The organism is Pseudomonas sp. 34 E 7, assembly GCF_900005715.1.
GTDB classification, from domain to species: domain Bacteria; phylum Pseudomonadota; class Gammaproteobacteria; order Pseudomonadales; family Pseudomonadaceae; genus Aquipseudomonas; species Aquipseudomonas orientalis_A.
Map to the genome: position 1 here is coordinate 20,120 of NZ_CVTX01000159.1, position 15,829 is coordinate 35,948.

Below are 15,829 nucleotides of genomic sequence, written 5' to 3' on the forward strand. Positions count from 1 at the left end.
CGAATAGTTTACGAAATGCGGTAACTTTTCCTACGCAAAGGCTTTTAAACCCGGTGGAAACCCGTCGCGCCCGGGTTATCAATAGAGACACAGCAGGACATAACAAGAACGAATGCCTAGCAGGAGAGCCGTATGAAGCAGACGCACTACGTGGCCCGCGAGCCCGATGCGCAAGGTTTTATCCACTACCCGCCGGAAGAACACGCGGTGTGGAATACCCTGATCACGCGCCAGCTGAAAGTGATTGAGGGCCGTGCCTGCCAGGAATACCTGGACGGCATCGACAAACTCGGCCTGCCCCTGGATCGCATCCCGCAACTGGGCGAAATAAACAAAGTGTTGGCCGACACTACCGGCTGGCAAGTCGCCCGCGTGCCGGCGCTGATCCCCTTCCAGACCTTCTTCGAATTGCTCGCCAGCAAGCAGTTTCCGGTGGCGACCTTTATTCGTACCCGCGAAGAACTGGACTACCTGCAAGAGCCGGATATTTTCCACGAGATCTTCGGCCACTGCCCGCTGCTGACCAACCCCTGGTTCGCCGAATTCACCCACACCTACGGCAAGCTCGGCCTGGCAGCCACCAAGGAGCAACGGGTGTACCTGGCGCGCCTGTACTGGATGACCATCGAGTTCGGCCTGGTGAACACACCCGAAGGCCTGCGCATCTACGGTGGCGGCATTCTGTCTTCGCCCAAGGAAAGTGTGTATTGCCTGTCGGATGAGCCTGAACGCCAGGCCTTCGATCCGCTGGAGGCGATGCGCACGCCCTATCGCATCGACATCCTGCAACCGCTGTACTTCGTATTGCCCGAGCTCAAGCGCCTGTTCGACGTGGCGCAGGAAGACATCATGGCCATGGTCGAGCGTGGTATGCAGTTGGGCCTGCACGCACCGAAATTTCCGCCAAAGCCCAAGGCTGCTTGAGCCGTGCCTTTTTAGGCCAAGTGAGTCTGTTCCCCGGCCCCGCGTTGCTTTAGGGTAGCGCAACTGACCTTCAATCATTCGAATTCAGGACACCTTAATGACCACCTTGAACCAAGCCCATTGCGAAGCCTGCCGCGCCGACGCCCCGCAAGTCAGCGATGAAGAACTGCCGGTGCTGATCAAACAGATCCCCGACTGGAACATCGAAGTGCGCGACGGCGTGATGCAATTGGAAAAGGTTTTCCTGTTCAAGAACTTCAAGTTCGCCCTGGCCTTCACCAACGCCGTAGGTGACATCGCCGAAGCCGAAGGCCATCACCCGGGCCTGCTCACCGAATGGGGCAAGGTCACCGTGACCTGGTGGAGCCACTCCATCAAGGGCCTGCACCGCAACGACTTCATCATGGCCGCGCGCACCGATGAAGTGGCCAAGAGCGCCGAGGGCCGCAAGTAATGCACTTCGATGCGATTGGCCGCGTGCCCGGCGACCCGATTCTCGGGCTGATGGACCTGTTCGCCCAGGACACCAACCCGGACAAATTCGACCTGGGCGTGGGCGTCTACAAGGACGACCAGGGCCTGACGCCGATCCCTGACTCGGTAAAACGTGCCGAGCAGCGCCTGGTCGATACCCAGGCCACCAAGACTTACATTGGCGGGCACGGCAATGCCGCCTTCGGCGCACTGATCAGCGAACTGGTGCTGGGCGCCGATTCGGCGTTGATCGCCGAACGCCGTGCCGGCGCCACCCAGACGCCAGGGGGCACCGGCGCCCTGCGCCTGAGCGCCGACTTTATCGCCCAGAGCCTGCCTGGCCGTGGCGTGTGGCTGAGCAATCCGACCTGGCCGATCCACGAATCCATTTTCGCCAAGGCCGGGCTCAAGGTCAGCCATTACCCGTACGTGGGCAGCGACAATCGCCTGGACGTGGCGGCGATGCTGGCCACCCTGAGCAGTGTGCCCAAGGGCGATGTGGTGCTGCTGCACGCCTGCTGCCACAACCCGACCGGGTTCGACCTGTCCCGGGATGACTGGCGCCAGGTGCTGCAGATTGTGCGCGAGCGCCAATTGCTGCCGCTGATCGACTTTGCCTACCAGGGCTTTGGCGACGGCCTGGAGCAGGACGCCTGGGCGGTGCGCCTGTTTGCCGCCGAGCTGCCGGAAGTATTGATCACCAGTTCGTGCTCGAAGAACTTCGGTTTGTATTGCGACCGCGTGGGTGCATTGATCGTGTGTGCGGCGGATGCCGAGAAGCTCACGGACGTGCGCAGCCAGCTCGCCAATACGGCGCGCAACCTGTGGTCGACGCCGCCGGATCATGGGGCAGCTGTGGTTGCGACCATCCTTGGCGACGCCGAGCTCAAGCAGCAGTGGAGCGACGAAGTCGAAGCCATGCGTTCACGCATCGCGCAACTGCGCGCCGGACTGGTGGAAGCGCTGGCGCCCCACGGCCTGGCCGAGCAGTTTGCCCATATCGGCACCCAGCGCGGGATGTTCTCCTACACCGGCTTGAGTGCCGAGCAGGTCAGGCAACTGCGGGAGAAGCACAGTGTGTACATGGTCAGTTCGGGCCGGGCCAATGTGGCCGGGGTTGATGCCACACGGCTGACGCTACTGGCCCAAGCCATCGCCGACGTCTCCAGCTGACGAAACCGAGGCCAAATGTGGGAGGGCCTTGCCCTAACATGTGTAGGAGCGAGCTTGCTCGCGAAAAACTCACAGGCAACGCGTTCATTCAGGAAGCACGCGTTATCGTTGACGCTTTTCGCGAGCAAGCTCGCTCCTACAGGCGTCAGGGCTTGCCCCCTCCCACATTTGACCCAGTCAAGACTTCAGGTTGTGACCATCTCAGCCTTGAGCAGCGCCTCTTTGGCCTGCGCATCCGCCAACCGATACAACTCGATATGCCCATCCCAGTGCTCGATCAACGCCGTGCACGATTCCACCCAATCCCCGCAGTTCAGGTAATCCACCTCGCCCACCTTGCGGATCTCGGCATGATGGATATGCCCGCACACCACCCCATGCAACTCACGCTTGGTTACCTCGTGGGCGATGGCCTCTTCGAAATCGCTGATAAAACTCACCGCGGTTTTCACCTTGTGCTTCAAGTACGCCGACAGCGACCAATAACCGTAGCCATAGCGCGCCCGCCAATGATTGAGCCAGCGGTTCAGGGTCAGGGTGAATTCGTAGGCCGAGTCCCCCAGGAAGGCGAGCCAGCGGTGGTAACGGGTGATCACGTCGAACTGATCGCCGTGAATCACCAGCAGATGACGACCGTCCGCCGTGACATGCACCGCCTCGTCCACCAGTTGGATATTGCCCAGGATCAACTTGGAATAGCGCCTGAGAAATTCGTCATGGTTACCGGTGACATAAATCACCTCGGTGCCGCGCTTGGCCATGGTCAGCAGGCGGCGGATCACGTTGGTGTGAGCCTGGGGCCAGTACATGCCGCCACGCATTTTCCAACCATCAATAATGTCGCCCACCAGGTACACCTTGTCGGCGTGATAACCCTTGAGAAACTGCGATAGATGCTCGGCCTGGCAGTCCCGAGTGCCCAGATGCACGTCGGAAATCCACAGGGTTCGCACCCGCTGCTTGCGGCTGGGTTTGGCGAATTCGGCACGGGTCATGGGGGTCCCTCGACGCTGTTTTCGCGAGCTTGCGCCCTGGTGGTTAATAGCCCATGACAACTGCGCGTCAGTCTGATGACAACGCTTGGCCGCCCCTAAGCGATGTAGACTGGGGACTTGCCGCCCAGGAGAGCGCAATGAGCCCCAGTCTTACGCTTCGCCAGTACACCGATGCCCCCATCGCCCACAGCCATGACCATGCACAATTGGTGTTTGGCCTGTCCGGGCGCCTGGATTTCGAAGTGGCTGGCTGCGCTGATCAGGTGCAGGAAAGCAGCGTGATGATCCTGCCGTTTGCCGCTCACCACGCCTGCGGCAGCCGCGACGGTAGCCGCTGCCTGGTGCTGGATGTGCCAACCGAGCATTGGCTGCTTCAGACACTGGGTGACCACGCCGATGCCAGTCGCCGCCTGCTCGACCGGCCGGCCCGGCTGGCGCTGGATTCGCGCCAGCACCAGTTGGTGCAATGGCTGGCCGGCAGCCCGATACAGGATCCATTGATCGCCCGGCAAGGCGCGCTGCTGCTGCTCGCCAGCCTCAATCATCCGCAGGCGATGCCACCGCCGGGGCGGCGCCTGCCTTATGCCGCGTTCAACGCGCATATCGAACGCCACGCCGCTCACCCCCTGCATGTCGCGGACCTGGCACGGATTGCCTGCCTGTCGGTGGCGCGCCTGCACGCGCGCTTCATGCTCGAATGCGGGCAGACCCCCATGGATTACGTGCGCCACCAGCGCCTGCAAATGGCATTGACGCTGCTGCGCGAGACGCCGCTGCCCGTGGGTGAGATCGCCGCACGCGTGGGCTACCGCTCGCAAAGTGCCTTCGCTGCCGCCATGTTGCGCGAGTTTGGCGCCTCGCCGGGCACAATGCGGCGAACGTCATAGGAAGAGTTTCGCGCTAAAAATCGCGAGCCGCACGACAGACATCCCTTTCACCCAACCTCTAGACTGGTGGTCACTTTCGTTGGTAGGCATCGTAATGACTCCCCGCTCAGCCCTCGGCGCCCTGCATATCGGCGCATTGATGTTCGGCCTTACCGGCGTGTTCGGCAAACTGGCGGCCGCCTCACCGTCCATCATCGTATTCGGGCGTGCCGCGTTTGCGGTGATTGCCCTGGCGGTGTTCGCGCGTTTTGCCAGCAATGCGCCGTGGAAACACCTGCAGATGCGCGACTGGCGCCGCCTGCTGGTCAGCGGCGTGCTGCTTGCCGCGCACTGGGTGACCTTCTTCATCGCCGTCAAGGTCGCCGGGGTGGCGGTGGCGACCCTGGGATTCGCCGCCTTCCCGGCCTTTACGGTGATCCTTGAAGGGCTGATCTTCCGCGAGCGGATTCGCGCCAATGAAATGGTGCTGGTAGCGCTGGTCAGCATCGGCCTGGTGCTGGTGACCCCGGACTTCAACCTGGCCAGCGACGCCACGGGCGGCTTGCTCTGGGGCATCGCATCGGGGCTGCTGTTCGCCTTGTTGTCATTGAACAACCGCGCCAGCTCCGGACGCATTCCGGCGGTACAGGCCGCGCTGTGCCAGAACGTGGTGGTCGCGGTCTGCCTGTTGCCCGTGGCGGCGCCGGGGCTGGCGGATGTGCGCGCACTGGACTGGCTGTGGATCGGCCTGCTCGGGGTGTTCTGTACCGGCCTGGCCCACAGCCTGTTCGTCGCCAGCCTGGCGGTGATCAAGGCGCGCACCGCCTCGGTGGTGTTTGCCATGGAACCGGTCTACGGCATCACCGTGGCCTGGCTGCTGTTTGCCGAAACGCCTACCCTGCGCATGCTGCTGGGTGGCGCATTGATCATCGTCGCCATCGTGCTGTCCGGCCTGATGGGCAGCGCGAGCCAGGCCAAACAGCCGGTGGCGACCTGACGTCACTGCGTGCGGTCGTTATGCCCCAGGTCGCGCTGCGGGTCGATCTGATCGCGCACACGCTGCTTGAGCACCTTGGCTTCCGGAAAACCGCCATCGGCCTTGCGCTCCCAGATCTGTACAGCGTCGCAGGTGATACGAAACGCGCCGCCGGTTGACGGCTCCAGCGACACCCTGCCCAGGTCCTCGGCAAACGTACTCAACAATTCCTGGGCCAGCCACGCGGCACGCAACAGCCACTGGCACTGGGTGCAATAGGTGATCACGATCTCGGGTTTGCTGGCGGACATAACGTGAAAGGCTCCTGGGTGACAGCGTCAGTGGATCGAGTGGCTATAATACCGGCCTTTATCGCCCAGCCTCGAGATTCATGATGCGCCGCTTGTTGTCCTGCCTGTTCCTGTGCCTGCTTCCCCTTCTCGCCGACGCCGTTGAAAGCCCGCGCCCGAAAATCGGTCTGGTGCTGTCCGGCGGCGCCGCCCGTGGCCTTTCGCATATCGGCGTGCTCAAGGCGCTGGAAGAACAAGGCATCCAGGTCGACGCGATTGCCGGCACCAGCATGGGCGCGGTGATTGGCGGGCTGTACGCCTCGGGCTACAAGATCGACGAGCTGGAAAAACTCGCCCTCAGTATCGACTGGCAACAGGCCCTGTCCGACGCACCGCCCCGGGAAGACGTGCCGTTCAGGCGCAAGCAGGATGACCGCGATTTCCTGGTCAAGCAGAAACTCAGCTTCCGCGACGACGGCAGCCTCGGCCTGCCGCTGGGGGTGATCCAGGGCCAGAACCTGGCGCTGCTGCTGGAAAGCATGTTCGCCCACAGCAGCAACACGCGTAACTTCGACAAGCTGCCGATTCCGTTCCGCGCCGTGGCCACCGACATCACCACCGGCGAAAAAGTCGTGTTCAGCAAGGGCCACCTGCCCCAGGTGATACGCGCCAGCATGTCGATCCCCGCGGTGTTCGCGCCGGTGGAGCTGGATGGGCGGCTGCTGGTCGACGGCGGCATGACCGACAACATTCCCCTGGACGTGGCACGGGACATGGGCGTGGACATCGCCATCGTGGTGGACATCGGCACACCGCTGCGCTCACGCAAGCAATTGGCGACCGTGGTCGATGTGCTCAATCAGTCCATCACCCTGATGACCCGGCGCAATTCCGAGGAACAACTCAAGGCCTTGCACCCCAGGGACGTCTTGATCCAACCGCCCCTGGCAGCCTACGGCGTGACGGATTTCGGACGCGCCAGGGACATGATCGACGCCGGCTACCGCGCCACCCGCGCCCTCGACCTGCGCCTGGCACACCTGCGCCCCGCTGAGCCGGTCGATGCGCAACTGACCGCCGCCCGCACACCGGGCGAACGCACGCCGATCATTACCGCGATCGACGTGGAAAACGACTCCAAGGTCAGCGACGACGTGATCCGCTACTACATCCGCCAGACGTTGGGCGAACCGCTCAACCTGGGCCGCCTGCAATCGGACATGGGCACGCTGTACGGCCTGGACTACTTCGAGCAGGTGCAATACCGCGTGGTGAAAAAGGGCAAGGACAATACCCTGGTCATCAGCGCGCGCGGCAAGCGCAGCGGCACCGACTACCTGCGCCTGGGGCTGAACCTGTCAGATGACATGCGCGGCGACAGCGCCTTCAACCTTGGCGCCAGCTACCGGGTGAACGGGATCAACCGCCTCGGCGCCGAATGGCTGACGCGGGTGCAGATCGGTGATCGCCAGGAGTTGTACAGCGAGTTCTATCAACCGATGGACACCGGTTCGCGCTATTTTGTCGCGCCCTATATCAGGGCTCAGGCGCAGAACGTCGAGCTGACCCTGGACAACGACCCCGTTTCCGAATACCGGCTGGAGCGCTACGGTTTCGGCCTGAACGTCGGACGGCAGATCGGCAACAGCGGTGAAATCCGCTTCGGCGTGGGAGAAGCCTGGGGCAAGGCGGACGTGCGCATCGGCGATCGCAACCTGCCGAGCATGAGCTTCAGCGAGGGTTTCTATGAGTTGAAATACTCGTTCGACTCTTTCGATAACGTCTACTTCCCGCACACCGGCGAAGACATCGGACTGGCCTTCCGTGAGTTCGCACCCGGGCTGGGTTCGGACCAGCGCTACCGCCAATGGGAGTTCAAGCTGGACAAAGCCATGAGCCACGGCCCGGACACGCTGATCCTTGGTGGCCGCTACGGACGCACCCTGGATGATTCGGATGTGGTGGTGTCCAGCTTCCTGCTGGGCGGCGCGCGACAATTGTCAGGCTTTCGCGAGGACGCGATCTCGGCCCAGAACATCAGCCTGATGCGCGCGGTGTACTACCGCCGCCTGACGCCGCGCTCGTACCTGCCGCTGGATTTTCCGCTGTACCTCGGGGCCTCGGTGGAACGGGGCCGGGCGTGGAACAACGACAATGCGTTCGACAGCGGCTACATCAACGCGGCGAGCATATTCCTCGGCTTTGATACGCCGCTGGGGCCGTTGAATTTCAGCTATGGGTTCAATGATGACAACCAGAAGGCGGTGTACCTGAACCTCGGCCAGACCTTCTAGAACGCTGCGCAAATCAAATGTGGGAGGGGGCTTGCCCCCGATGGCGGTGTATCAGTCAAAAAATGCTCCAACTGCCCCCTCCCACATTTTTGATCTTCACTGGAATCAGGACTTTTCCAGATTCGCCAGGATGTGCCCATGGACGCGCATGCATACGCGCAGATCCTCTTCGTCCACCCCCACGAACAGTTCATGGCGCAACGCCGTGGCGATGGTCTCGATCTGGTCGATCAACGGGCGCGCCGTGTCACACAGCAGGATACGTTTGGCGCGGCGGTCTTCCACCACGGCCTGGCGTTGCACCAGGCCCTGACCTTCCAGGCTGTCGAGCAGACGCGCCAGGGTTGGCCCTTCCACGCCGACACTTTGTGCCAGTTCACGCTGGGTGGGTGCTTCGGTAAAACGGGCCAGGTGCAGCAGCACCAGCCATCGCGCCTGGGACAAGCCCAGCCCCGCCAAGCGGCGGTCCAGCTCGGCGCGCCAACCTCGGGACATTTGCGCCAACTGCATGCCAAAACGGTGTTGATCGGTTAACGGCATAAAAAACTCATGATTTAGACTGAAAATAAAGTGTGGCTAATTATTAGTCAGCTAAGCATGAGCCATGCCAGGAGGCAAGGCCCGGTATGTACTGATTCGTTACATTGTCGTAATCGCCACACTAAATTTCGAATTCCGACTGCAAAGCGGCACGTACGCAGTACAAAACACCCTCGGGAACCCGTCCGGCAAACAGCGGCGCGATCTCCGCCACAGGTGGCAATTCGCCCTCCCCGTCGAGAAAGGCATCCTGGATTTCGCCAAGCAAATCCTCCGGCAAATCAAGGGCCTGCTCCAGGGACAATTGCTGCTTGCCGATGGCTTCGGCCAGCAACGTATACACATTCTTTTCCGAGCATTGCAGTTGGCCGGCGATCTGGATCGGGGTCATGCCGGCGCGGGCCAGGCTGATCAGTTCGTGGCGGATATCGGCGATTTCCTTCGGTGCTTCGGCCTGGCCGCCGAGCACCTCGAGGAAGGCCTGGCCATAACGCTCCAGCTTGCGTGCGCCCACGCCGCTGACCCTGGCCATTTCGGCCATGCTGGTGGGCTGCTCGCGCAGCATCTCGAGCAAGGTCGAGTCGGGGAAGATGACGTAGGGCGGCACGCTGTGCTCCTGCGCCAGCTTGCGCCGCAGGGTCCGCAAGGCTTCCCACTGTTCGCGCTCCTCGCCACGCACCAGTTGGCTGGCCTGGCTGGTGCTGCTCTTGGCGGTGGTCTGCGGCTTGAGGTCGCGGCGCAGTTCCAGGCTGACTTCGCCCTTGAGCAAGGGCCGGCAGCTGTCGTTAAGACGCAGGCCACCGTAGCCCTCGATATCGATGTCGACCAGCCCGCGCGCGACCATCTGGCGGAACAGCGAACGCCATTCGCCTTCGGCGCGGGCCTTGCCGACGCCGTAGACCGAGAGTTTCTCATGGCCGAAGCTGCGGACCTTTTCGTTGTCCTTGCCCAGCAATACATCCACCAGGTGGCCGACGCCATAGCGCTGGCCGGTGCGGTAGATCGTCGACAACGCCTGGCGCGCCGGCTCGGTAGCGTCCCAGGTCTGCACGCCATCGATGCAGTTATCGCAGTGGCCGCAGGGTTGCGGCATGTCTTCATCGAAATACGCCAGCAGCGTCTGGCGGCGGCAGCGGGTCTCTTCACACAGCGAGAGCATGGCGTCGAGCTTGTGCTGCTCCAGGCGCTTGTGGCGCTCATCGCCTTCGGAGTTCTGCAGCATCTGCTTGAGCATCACCACGTCCTGCAGGCCGTAGACCATCCAGGCATCCGCCGGCAAGCCGTCACGGCCGGCGCGGCCGGTTTCCTGGTAATAGGCCTCAAGAGACTTGGGCAGGTCCATGTGCGCCACGAAACGCACGTTGGATTTGTCGATACCCATGCCGAAGGCGATGGTCGCCACCATGATCAGGCCTTCCTCGTTGAGGAAGCGCTTCTGGTGCGCCGAGCGTGTTTCGTTGGGCAAGCCGGCGTGATAGGGCAACGCCGGGTAACCCTGTTCACAGAGGAACGCGGCGACTTCATCGACCTTCTTGCGTGACAGGCAATAAACGATGCCCGCATCGCTGCGCCGCTCGGAGAGAAACGCGAGCAACTGCTTGCGCGGCTGCTCCTTGGGCACGATGCGGTAGAAAATATTCGGGCGGTCAAAGCTCGACAGGAAGCGCTCGGCGTTCTGCAAATGCAGGCGCTCGACGATTTCTTCGCGGGTACGCTTGTCGGCGGTGGCGGTCAGGGCGATACGCGGCACATCGGGGAACAGCTCCGCCAGTTGACCGAGCTGCAGGTATTCGCGGCGGAAATCGTGGCCCCATTGCGACACACAGTGGGCTTCGTCGATGGCGAACAGGGCGATTTCCAGGCTCTGCAGGAACGCCAGCATGCGCGGCTGCACCAGCCGCTCCGGCGCCAGGTAGAGCATCTTCACTTCGCCGCGCTTGATCCGCGCGGCCAGGTCGCGCTGCTGCTCGGCGCTGAGGGTGGAGTTCAAGGCAGCGGCGGCGACACCCAGTTCTTCCAGGGTGGCGACCTGATCATCCATCAATGCGATCAGCGGCGACACCACCACGGCCAGGCCATTGCGCAACAGCGCCGGCACCTGGAAGCACAACGACTTGCCGCCGCCGGTAGGCATCAGGACCAGGGCATCGCCGCCACTGGCCACGCGCTCAATGATCGCACCCTGGCGGCCACGAAAACTGTCGTAGCCGAAGATGTCCTTGAGGACGCGTTGAGCCTGCTCGAGCATGTAAAACTCCAAAATGGTGCGCAAATCCCTCTGTACAGGCTGGCCGAAAAAACCCGCTTTCATGGAAAATAATCCGTAAGCGAAGTTTTCCCGGATTGCCGCATGGCCTGCAGGGGCATCACAAAACGCGGCAGTATACCCGAGCGTTCGCCGGCAAAGGGCGTGACTGACGAATAGACCACCGCTGTTTAAAACCAGGCAAATATGCCGTGCGGCTGGCCTGGGCGCTCAAGAACGCCTAGAATTCAGCATCGTTTATTCCCAAGGTAACTCTTCAATGTCCTTCGCTGAGCAACTAACCCGCCTGCAAGCCTTCCTCGACGCCGATGAGCTGCATGACGAGGCGCTGGACTATGTGGCCGCCCACGGCTACCTGACCGCGCTGTCGATCTGCTCCGAAGTCGTCCCCGACCGTGAGTGGATCGACGCGCTGTTCGCCGAAGAACCCCATTACGCCGACGACGCCCAGCGCGAAGAAATCGAAGCCACCCTGCTGGCGCTCAAGGCCCACATCAGTCGCCAGCTGGCTTCCGATGAAGAGTTCGAGCTGCCGTGCGAACTGGACCTGGGCGACGATCCGGACGACTCCGACCTGCGCGGCTGGTGCATCGGCTTCATGGAAGGCGTGTTCCTGCGCGAAGCCGCCTGGTTCGAAACCGCCGAGGAAGAAGTCAGCGAAATGCTCCTGCCGATCATGGTCGGTTCGGGGCTTTTTGAAGAAGAAGCCGAGTTTTCCGATATCGCCGCCGACGCCAACCTGATGGACGACATGATCGTGCAGATCCCGGAAGCCCTCACCGCGCTGTACCTGCTGTGCAACGCGCCTGACGAAAAACCGGCGATCCTCAAACCACGTCACCACTGAGTCGCTAGCCCGTGGACCCCATGGGCAAGCGCTCGCCGCTCCTGCGTTACGCGCTGCTGGCTATCGGCTGGCTGAGCGTAGCGCTCGGGGTGATCGGCATTTTCCTACCGGTATTGCCGACGACCCCCTTTCTCCTGCTGGCTGCCGCCTGCTTCGCTCGAAGCTCCCCGCGCTTCTACCACTGGCTGGTGGAACACCCGCGCCTGGGGCCCTGGATCCGTGATTACCTGGACGGCAATGGCATCCCGCTCAAGGGCAAGGTCTACGCCATCGGCTTGATGTGGCTGAGTATCACCGTGTCCTGCTACCTGGTGCCGTTGCCGTGGGCACGCGGGTTCATGCTGACCAGCGCGGTGCTGGTGACAATTTATATCCTGCGCCAGAAAACCCTGCCCCCTCGCTGAGCCGCGACATCACGTCGCGCTCAGACCTTGGTCGACACTGACTAACCCCAAGCATCATGCGAGACTGTCCGACCGGGCCCGCACCGCCCGGGTGTCCCTATGCTCGGAGTTACCATGACGCTGTCCAGCGGGCTGATCGCCGCCGTTGCCCTGGCCTATATGGCCATTATGTTTGCCATCGCCTTTTACGGTGACCGCCGCCATGCGCCGCTGCCGCCGCGTGTGCGTGCGTGGGTGTATAGCTTGTCGCTGGCGGTGTATTGCACCAGCTGGACGTTCTTCGGCGCGGTGGGCCAGGCTGCCGAACAGCTGTGGGCATTCTTGCCGATCTACCTGGGCCCGGTGCTGTTGCTGGTGCTGGCGCCCTGGGTGCTGCAGAAGATGATTCTGATCAGCAAGCAGGAAAACATCACCTCCATCGCCGACTTTATCGCCGCACGCTACGGCAAATCCCAGTCACTGGCGGTGGTGGTCGCGTTGATCTGCCTGGTCGGCGTATTGCCTTATATCGCCCTGCAGCTCAAAGGCATCGTGCTCGGCGTGAACCTGTTGATCGGCTCCGGGCCCGACACCACGGGCACGCGGGCCCAGGACACCGCCTTGGTGGTGTCGCTGGTGCTGGCACTGTTCACCATCGTATTCGGTACCCGCAACCTCGACGCCACCGAACACCACCGGGGCATGGTCCTGGCGATTGCCTTTGAATCGCTGGTCAAGCTGTTCGCGTTTCTGGCGGTCGGCGCGTTTGTGACCTACGGGCTGTACGACGGTTTCGGCGACCTGTTCAGCCAAGCGATGCTCGCGCCGCGCCTGGAGGAATACTGGAAGGAGACCATCAACTGGCCGTCGATGGTGGTGCAGACCGGCGTCGCGATGATGGCGATCATCTGCCTGCCTCGGCAATTTCATGTGACGGTGGTGGAGAATATCGACCCGCAGGACTTGCGCCTGGCCAAGTGGGTGTTCCCGGCTTATTTGATCCTTGCCGCGCTGTTCGTGATCCCCATTGCCCTCGGTGGCAAGATGCTGTTGCCAGGCTCCGTGCTGCCCGATTCCTACGTGATCAGCCTGCCGATGGCCGAAGCCCACCCGGCCCTCGCCGTACTGGCCTTTATCGGCGGCGCCTCGGCGGCCACCGGCATGGTGATCGTGGCCAGCATTGCCTTGTCGACCATGGTCTCCAACGACATGCTGCTGCCCTGGCTGTTGCGCCGCTCCAGCGCCGAACGGCCCTTTGAAGTGTTCCGCCACTGGATGCTGTCGGTGCGCCGGGTCAGCATCGTGATCATCCTGCTGCTGGCCTATGTGAGCTACCGACTGCTGGGTTCCACCGCGAGCCTGGCGACCATTGGCCAGATCGCGTTTGCCGCCGTGACCCAGCTGGCACCGGCGATGCTCGGCGCGCTGTACTGGAAACAGGCCAACCGGCGCGGGGTATTCGCGGGCCTGGCGGCGGGTACGTTCCTGTGGTTCTACACCCTGGTCCTACCGGTTACCGCGAAAAGCCTGGGCTGGTCGCTGAGCCTTTTCCCCGGCCTCACCTGGATGCACTCGCATCCGTTCGGCTTTTCCGTGACCTCGCTGACCTTGGGCACCGTGTTCTCCCTGGCGGGTAATTTCACGTTGTTTGTATGGGTGTCGATGCTGTCGCGCACGCGGGTCTCCGAGCATTGGCAGGCGGGGCGCTTTATCGGTCAGGAAATCAGCCAGCGCGCCAGCGCCCGTTCCATGTTGTCGGTACAGATCAGCGACCTGCTCAGCCTGTCGGCGCGCTTTGTCGGTGAAGAACGGGCCCAGCAGAGCTTTATCCGGTTTGCCTATCGCCAGGGCAAAGGCTTCAACCCCAACCAGAATGCCGACAACGACTGGATCGCCCATACCGAGCGTTTGCTGGCCGGCGTACTCGGCGCGTCGTCCACGCGCGCCGTGGTCAAAGCCGCCATTGAAGGGCGGGACATGCAGCTGGAGGACGTGGTACGCATCGCCGACGAAGCGTCCGAGGTGCTGCAATTCAACCGCGCCCTGCTGCAGGGTGCGATCGAAAACATCACCCAGGGCATCAGCGTGGTGGATCAGTCACTCAAGCTGGTGGCCTGGAACCGGCGCTACCTGGAGCTGTTCAACTATCCCGACGGCTTGATCAGTGTCGGTCGGCCGATTGCCGACATCATCCGCTACAACGCCGAGCGCGGCCTGTGCGGCCCCGGTGAGGCACAAGTGCATGTGGCGCGACGCCTGCACTGGATGCGCCAGGGCCGTGCGCACACGTCAGAGCGGCTGTTTCCCAACGGACGGGTAATCGAATTGATCGGCAACCCGATGCCAGGCGGCGGGTTTGTCATGAGTTTCACCGACATTACCGCGTTCCGCGAAGCCGAACAGGCGCTGACCGAGGCCAACGAAGGCCTGGAGCAACGGGTGACCGAGCGCACCCATGAACTGTCGCAGCTCAACGTCGCGCTGACCGAGGCCAAGGGCGTGGCCGAATCCGCCAGCCAGTCGAAGACCCGTTTTCTGGCGGCCGTCAGCCACGACTTGATGCAACCGCTGAACGCCGCACGCCTGTTCTCCGCCGCCCTGTCCCATCAGCATGAAGGCCTTTCCAGCGAAGCCCGGCAGCTGGTGCAGCACTTGGACAGTTCGTTGCGCTCGGCCGAGGATCTGATCAGCGACTTGCTGGATATCTCGCGCCTGGAAAACGGCAAGATCAATCCACAACGCCAGCCGTTCGTGCTCAACGAGTTATTCGACACCCTGGGCGCCGAATTCAAGGCATTGGCCCAGGAGCAAGGCTTGCGCTTTCGTTTGCGCGGCAGTCGCCTGCGGGTGGACAGCGACATCAAGTTGCTGCGGCGGATCCTGCAGAATTTCCTGACCAACGCCTTTCGTTATGCCGACGGGCCTGTACTGCTGGGCGTACGTCGCCGCCAGGGCCAGTTGTGCCTGGAGGTCTGGGACCGTGGCCCTGGCATCCCGCTGGATAAACAGAAAGTGATTTTCGAAGAATTCAAGCGCTTGGACAGTCACCAGACCCGCGCCGAAAAGGGCCTGGGCCTGGGCCTGGCGATTGCCGACGGCCTGTGCCGCGTGCTGGGCCATCGCCTGAGCGTACGCTCGTGGCCGGGCAAGGGCAGCGTGTTCAGTGTGCGTGTGCCGTTGGCGCGTAACCAGACCGCTGCACCGGTCAAGGCCGCGCAGGAAAATGGCCTGCCACTCAGCGGCGCGCACATACTGTGCGTGGATAACGAAGAAAGCATCCTGATCGGCATGCGCAGCTTGCTGACACGCTGGGGTTGCGAGGTGTGGACCGCCACTGACCAGGCGCAATGCGCGGCCCTGTTGGCTGAAGGCATGCGCCCGCAACTCGCGTTGGTGGATTACCACCTGGACCACGGCGAGACCGGTACTGAATTGATGGGCTGGCTGCGCGCCGAATTGGCCGAGCCGATTCCCGGCGTGGTCATCAGTGCCGATGGGCGTGCGGAGATGGTGGCCAAGGTGCATGCGGCGGGGCTGGATTACCTGGCCAAGCCGGTGAAACCGGCGGCGTTGCGGGCGCTGTTGAGTCGGCATTTGCCCCTCTAACAGGGTTGTACTGAGTCAAATGTGGGAGGGGGCTTGCCCCCGATGGGGGCCTCTGGGCCGACTAGGATGTTGGATCAGATCGAGTACATATCCATTATTTAGGTAACGGCCACTTAGGGTTCCGCCCTTACGGCGGCTCACTTTTGAAAAGCGCAAAAGTAAGCAAAACGCTCTTGCCCCACCACTCGGCACCTC

At 62.4% G+C, this 15,829-nt stretch carries 13 protein-coding genes; 9 read left to right on the top strand and 4 right to left on the bottom strand.

Going from position 1 to position 15,829, the window contains the following annotated elements; genetic code table 11:
- Window positions 1-132 precede the first annotated feature (132 nt).
- The 3 genes from phhA to BFP96_RS20860 all read left to right on the top strand — a co-directional run bounded on the left by phhA (window position 133) and on the right by BFP96_RS20860 (window position 2,571).
- On the top strand, window positions 133-924 hold the full coding sequence (gene phhA, locus BFP96_RS20850) for a phenylalanine 4-monooxygenase (RefSeq protein ID WP_065936931.1): 792 nt from the start codon (window positions 133-135) through the stop codon (window positions 922-924).
- Between the two features lie 97 nt (window positions 925-1,021).
- On the top strand, window positions 1,022-1,378 hold the full coding sequence (locus BFP96_RS20855; protein WP_065884528.1) for a 4a-hydroxytetrahydrobiopterin dehydratase: 357 nt from the start codon (window positions 1,022-1,024) through the stop codon (window positions 1,376-1,378).
- The gene (locus BFP96_RS20860; protein WP_065936932.1) at window positions 1,378-2,571 is read left to right on the top strand and encodes an amino acid aminotransferase; all 1,194 of its coding nucleotides are present in this window, start codon (window positions 1,378-1,380) and stop codon (window positions 2,569-2,571) included. The genes BFP96_RS20855 and BFP96_RS20860 overlap by 1 nt, the downstream gene beginning before the upstream one ends.
- Window positions 2,572-2,756: 185 nt before the next feature.
- Here the strand turns inward: BFP96_RS20860 and BFP96_RS20865 are convergent, their stop codons facing one another.
- Complete coding sequence (locus BFP96_RS20865; RefSeq protein WP_065884526.1) at window positions 2,757-3,566, bottom strand: UDP-2,3-diacylglucosamine diphosphatase; 810 nt, start codon at window positions 3,564-3,566, stop codon at window positions 2,757-2,759.
- Between the two features lie 137 nt (window positions 3,567-3,703).
- On the opposite strand from BFP96_RS20865, the gene BFP96_RS20870 reads away from it, so the two are divergent.
- Window positions 3,704-4,453 (top strand): AraC family transcriptional regulator, encoded by a 750-nt coding sequence (locus BFP96_RS20870; protein ID WP_065936933.1) that lies wholly within the window; start codon window positions 3,704-3,706, stop codon window positions 4,451-4,453.
- Window positions 4,454-4,547: 94 nt separating this feature from the next.
- Window positions 4,548-5,429 carry a DMT family transporter gene (locus BFP96_RS20875; RefSeq protein WP_065893777.1) on the top strand — a complete coding sequence of 294 codons (882 nt, stop codon included), beginning with the start codon at window positions 4,548-4,550 and terminating at the stop codon, window positions 5,427-5,429.
- Window positions 5,430-5,431: 2 nt separating this feature from the next.
- Here BFP96_RS20875 and BFP96_RS20880 read toward each other — a convergent pair whose 3' ends face one another.
- Complete coding sequence (locus tag BFP96_RS20880) at window positions 5,432-5,719, bottom strand: SelT/SelW/SelH family protein (RefSeq protein WP_065893778.1); 288 nt, start codon at window positions 5,717-5,719, stop codon at window positions 5,432-5,434.
- Window positions 5,720-5,802: 83 nt separating this feature from the next.
- On the opposite strand from BFP96_RS20880, the gene BFP96_RS20885 reads away from it, so the two are divergent.
- Window positions 5,803-7,992 (top strand): patatin-like phospholipase family protein, encoded by a 2,190-nt coding sequence (locus BFP96_RS20885; RefSeq protein ID WP_065936934.1) that lies wholly within the window; start codon window positions 5,803-5,805, stop codon window positions 7,990-7,992.
- A gap of 105 nt (window positions 7,993-8,097) precedes the next feature.
- On the opposite strand, the gene BFP96_RS20890 is transcribed toward BFP96_RS20885, so the two are convergent.
- On the bottom strand, window positions 8,098-8,532 hold the full coding sequence (locus tag BFP96_RS20890) for a MarR family transcriptional regulator (protein ID WP_065884521.1): 435 nt from the start codon (window positions 8,530-8,532) through the stop codon (window positions 8,098-8,100).
- A 121-nt stretch (window positions 8,533-8,653) separates the two neighbouring features.
- Window positions 8,654-10,780, bottom strand: a complete 2,127-nt coding sequence (gene recQ / locus BFP96_RS20895) for a DNA helicase RecQ (protein WP_065893782.1) — start codon at window positions 10,778-10,780, stop codon at window positions 8,654-8,656.
- 277 nt (window positions 10,781-11,057) lie between these two features.
- On the opposite strand from recQ, the gene BFP96_RS20900 reads away from it, so the two are divergent.
- The 3 genes from BFP96_RS20900 (at window position 11,058) to BFP96_RS20910 (ending at window position 15,634) form a co-directional block, all read left to right on the top strand.
- Complete coding sequence (locus BFP96_RS20900) at window positions 11,058-11,645, top strand: UPF0149 family protein (RefSeq protein WP_057721316.1); 588 nt, start codon at window positions 11,058-11,060, stop codon at window positions 11,643-11,645.
- Between the two features lie 20 nt (window positions 11,646-11,665).
- Window positions 11,666-12,049: a YbaN family protein gene (locus BFP96_RS20905; protein ID WP_065893780.1), complete on the top strand. Its 384-nt coding sequence runs from the start codon at window positions 11,666-11,668 to the stop codon at window positions 12,047-12,049.
- Between the two features lie 114 nt (window positions 12,050-12,163).
- Window positions 12,164-15,634 (top strand): hybrid sensor histidine kinase/response regulator, encoded by a 3,471-nt coding sequence (locus BFP96_RS20910; RefSeq protein WP_065893781.1) that lies wholly within the window; start codon window positions 12,164-12,166, stop codon window positions 15,632-15,634.
- The last annotated feature ends 195 nt before the right edge of the window (window positions 15,635-15,829 follow it).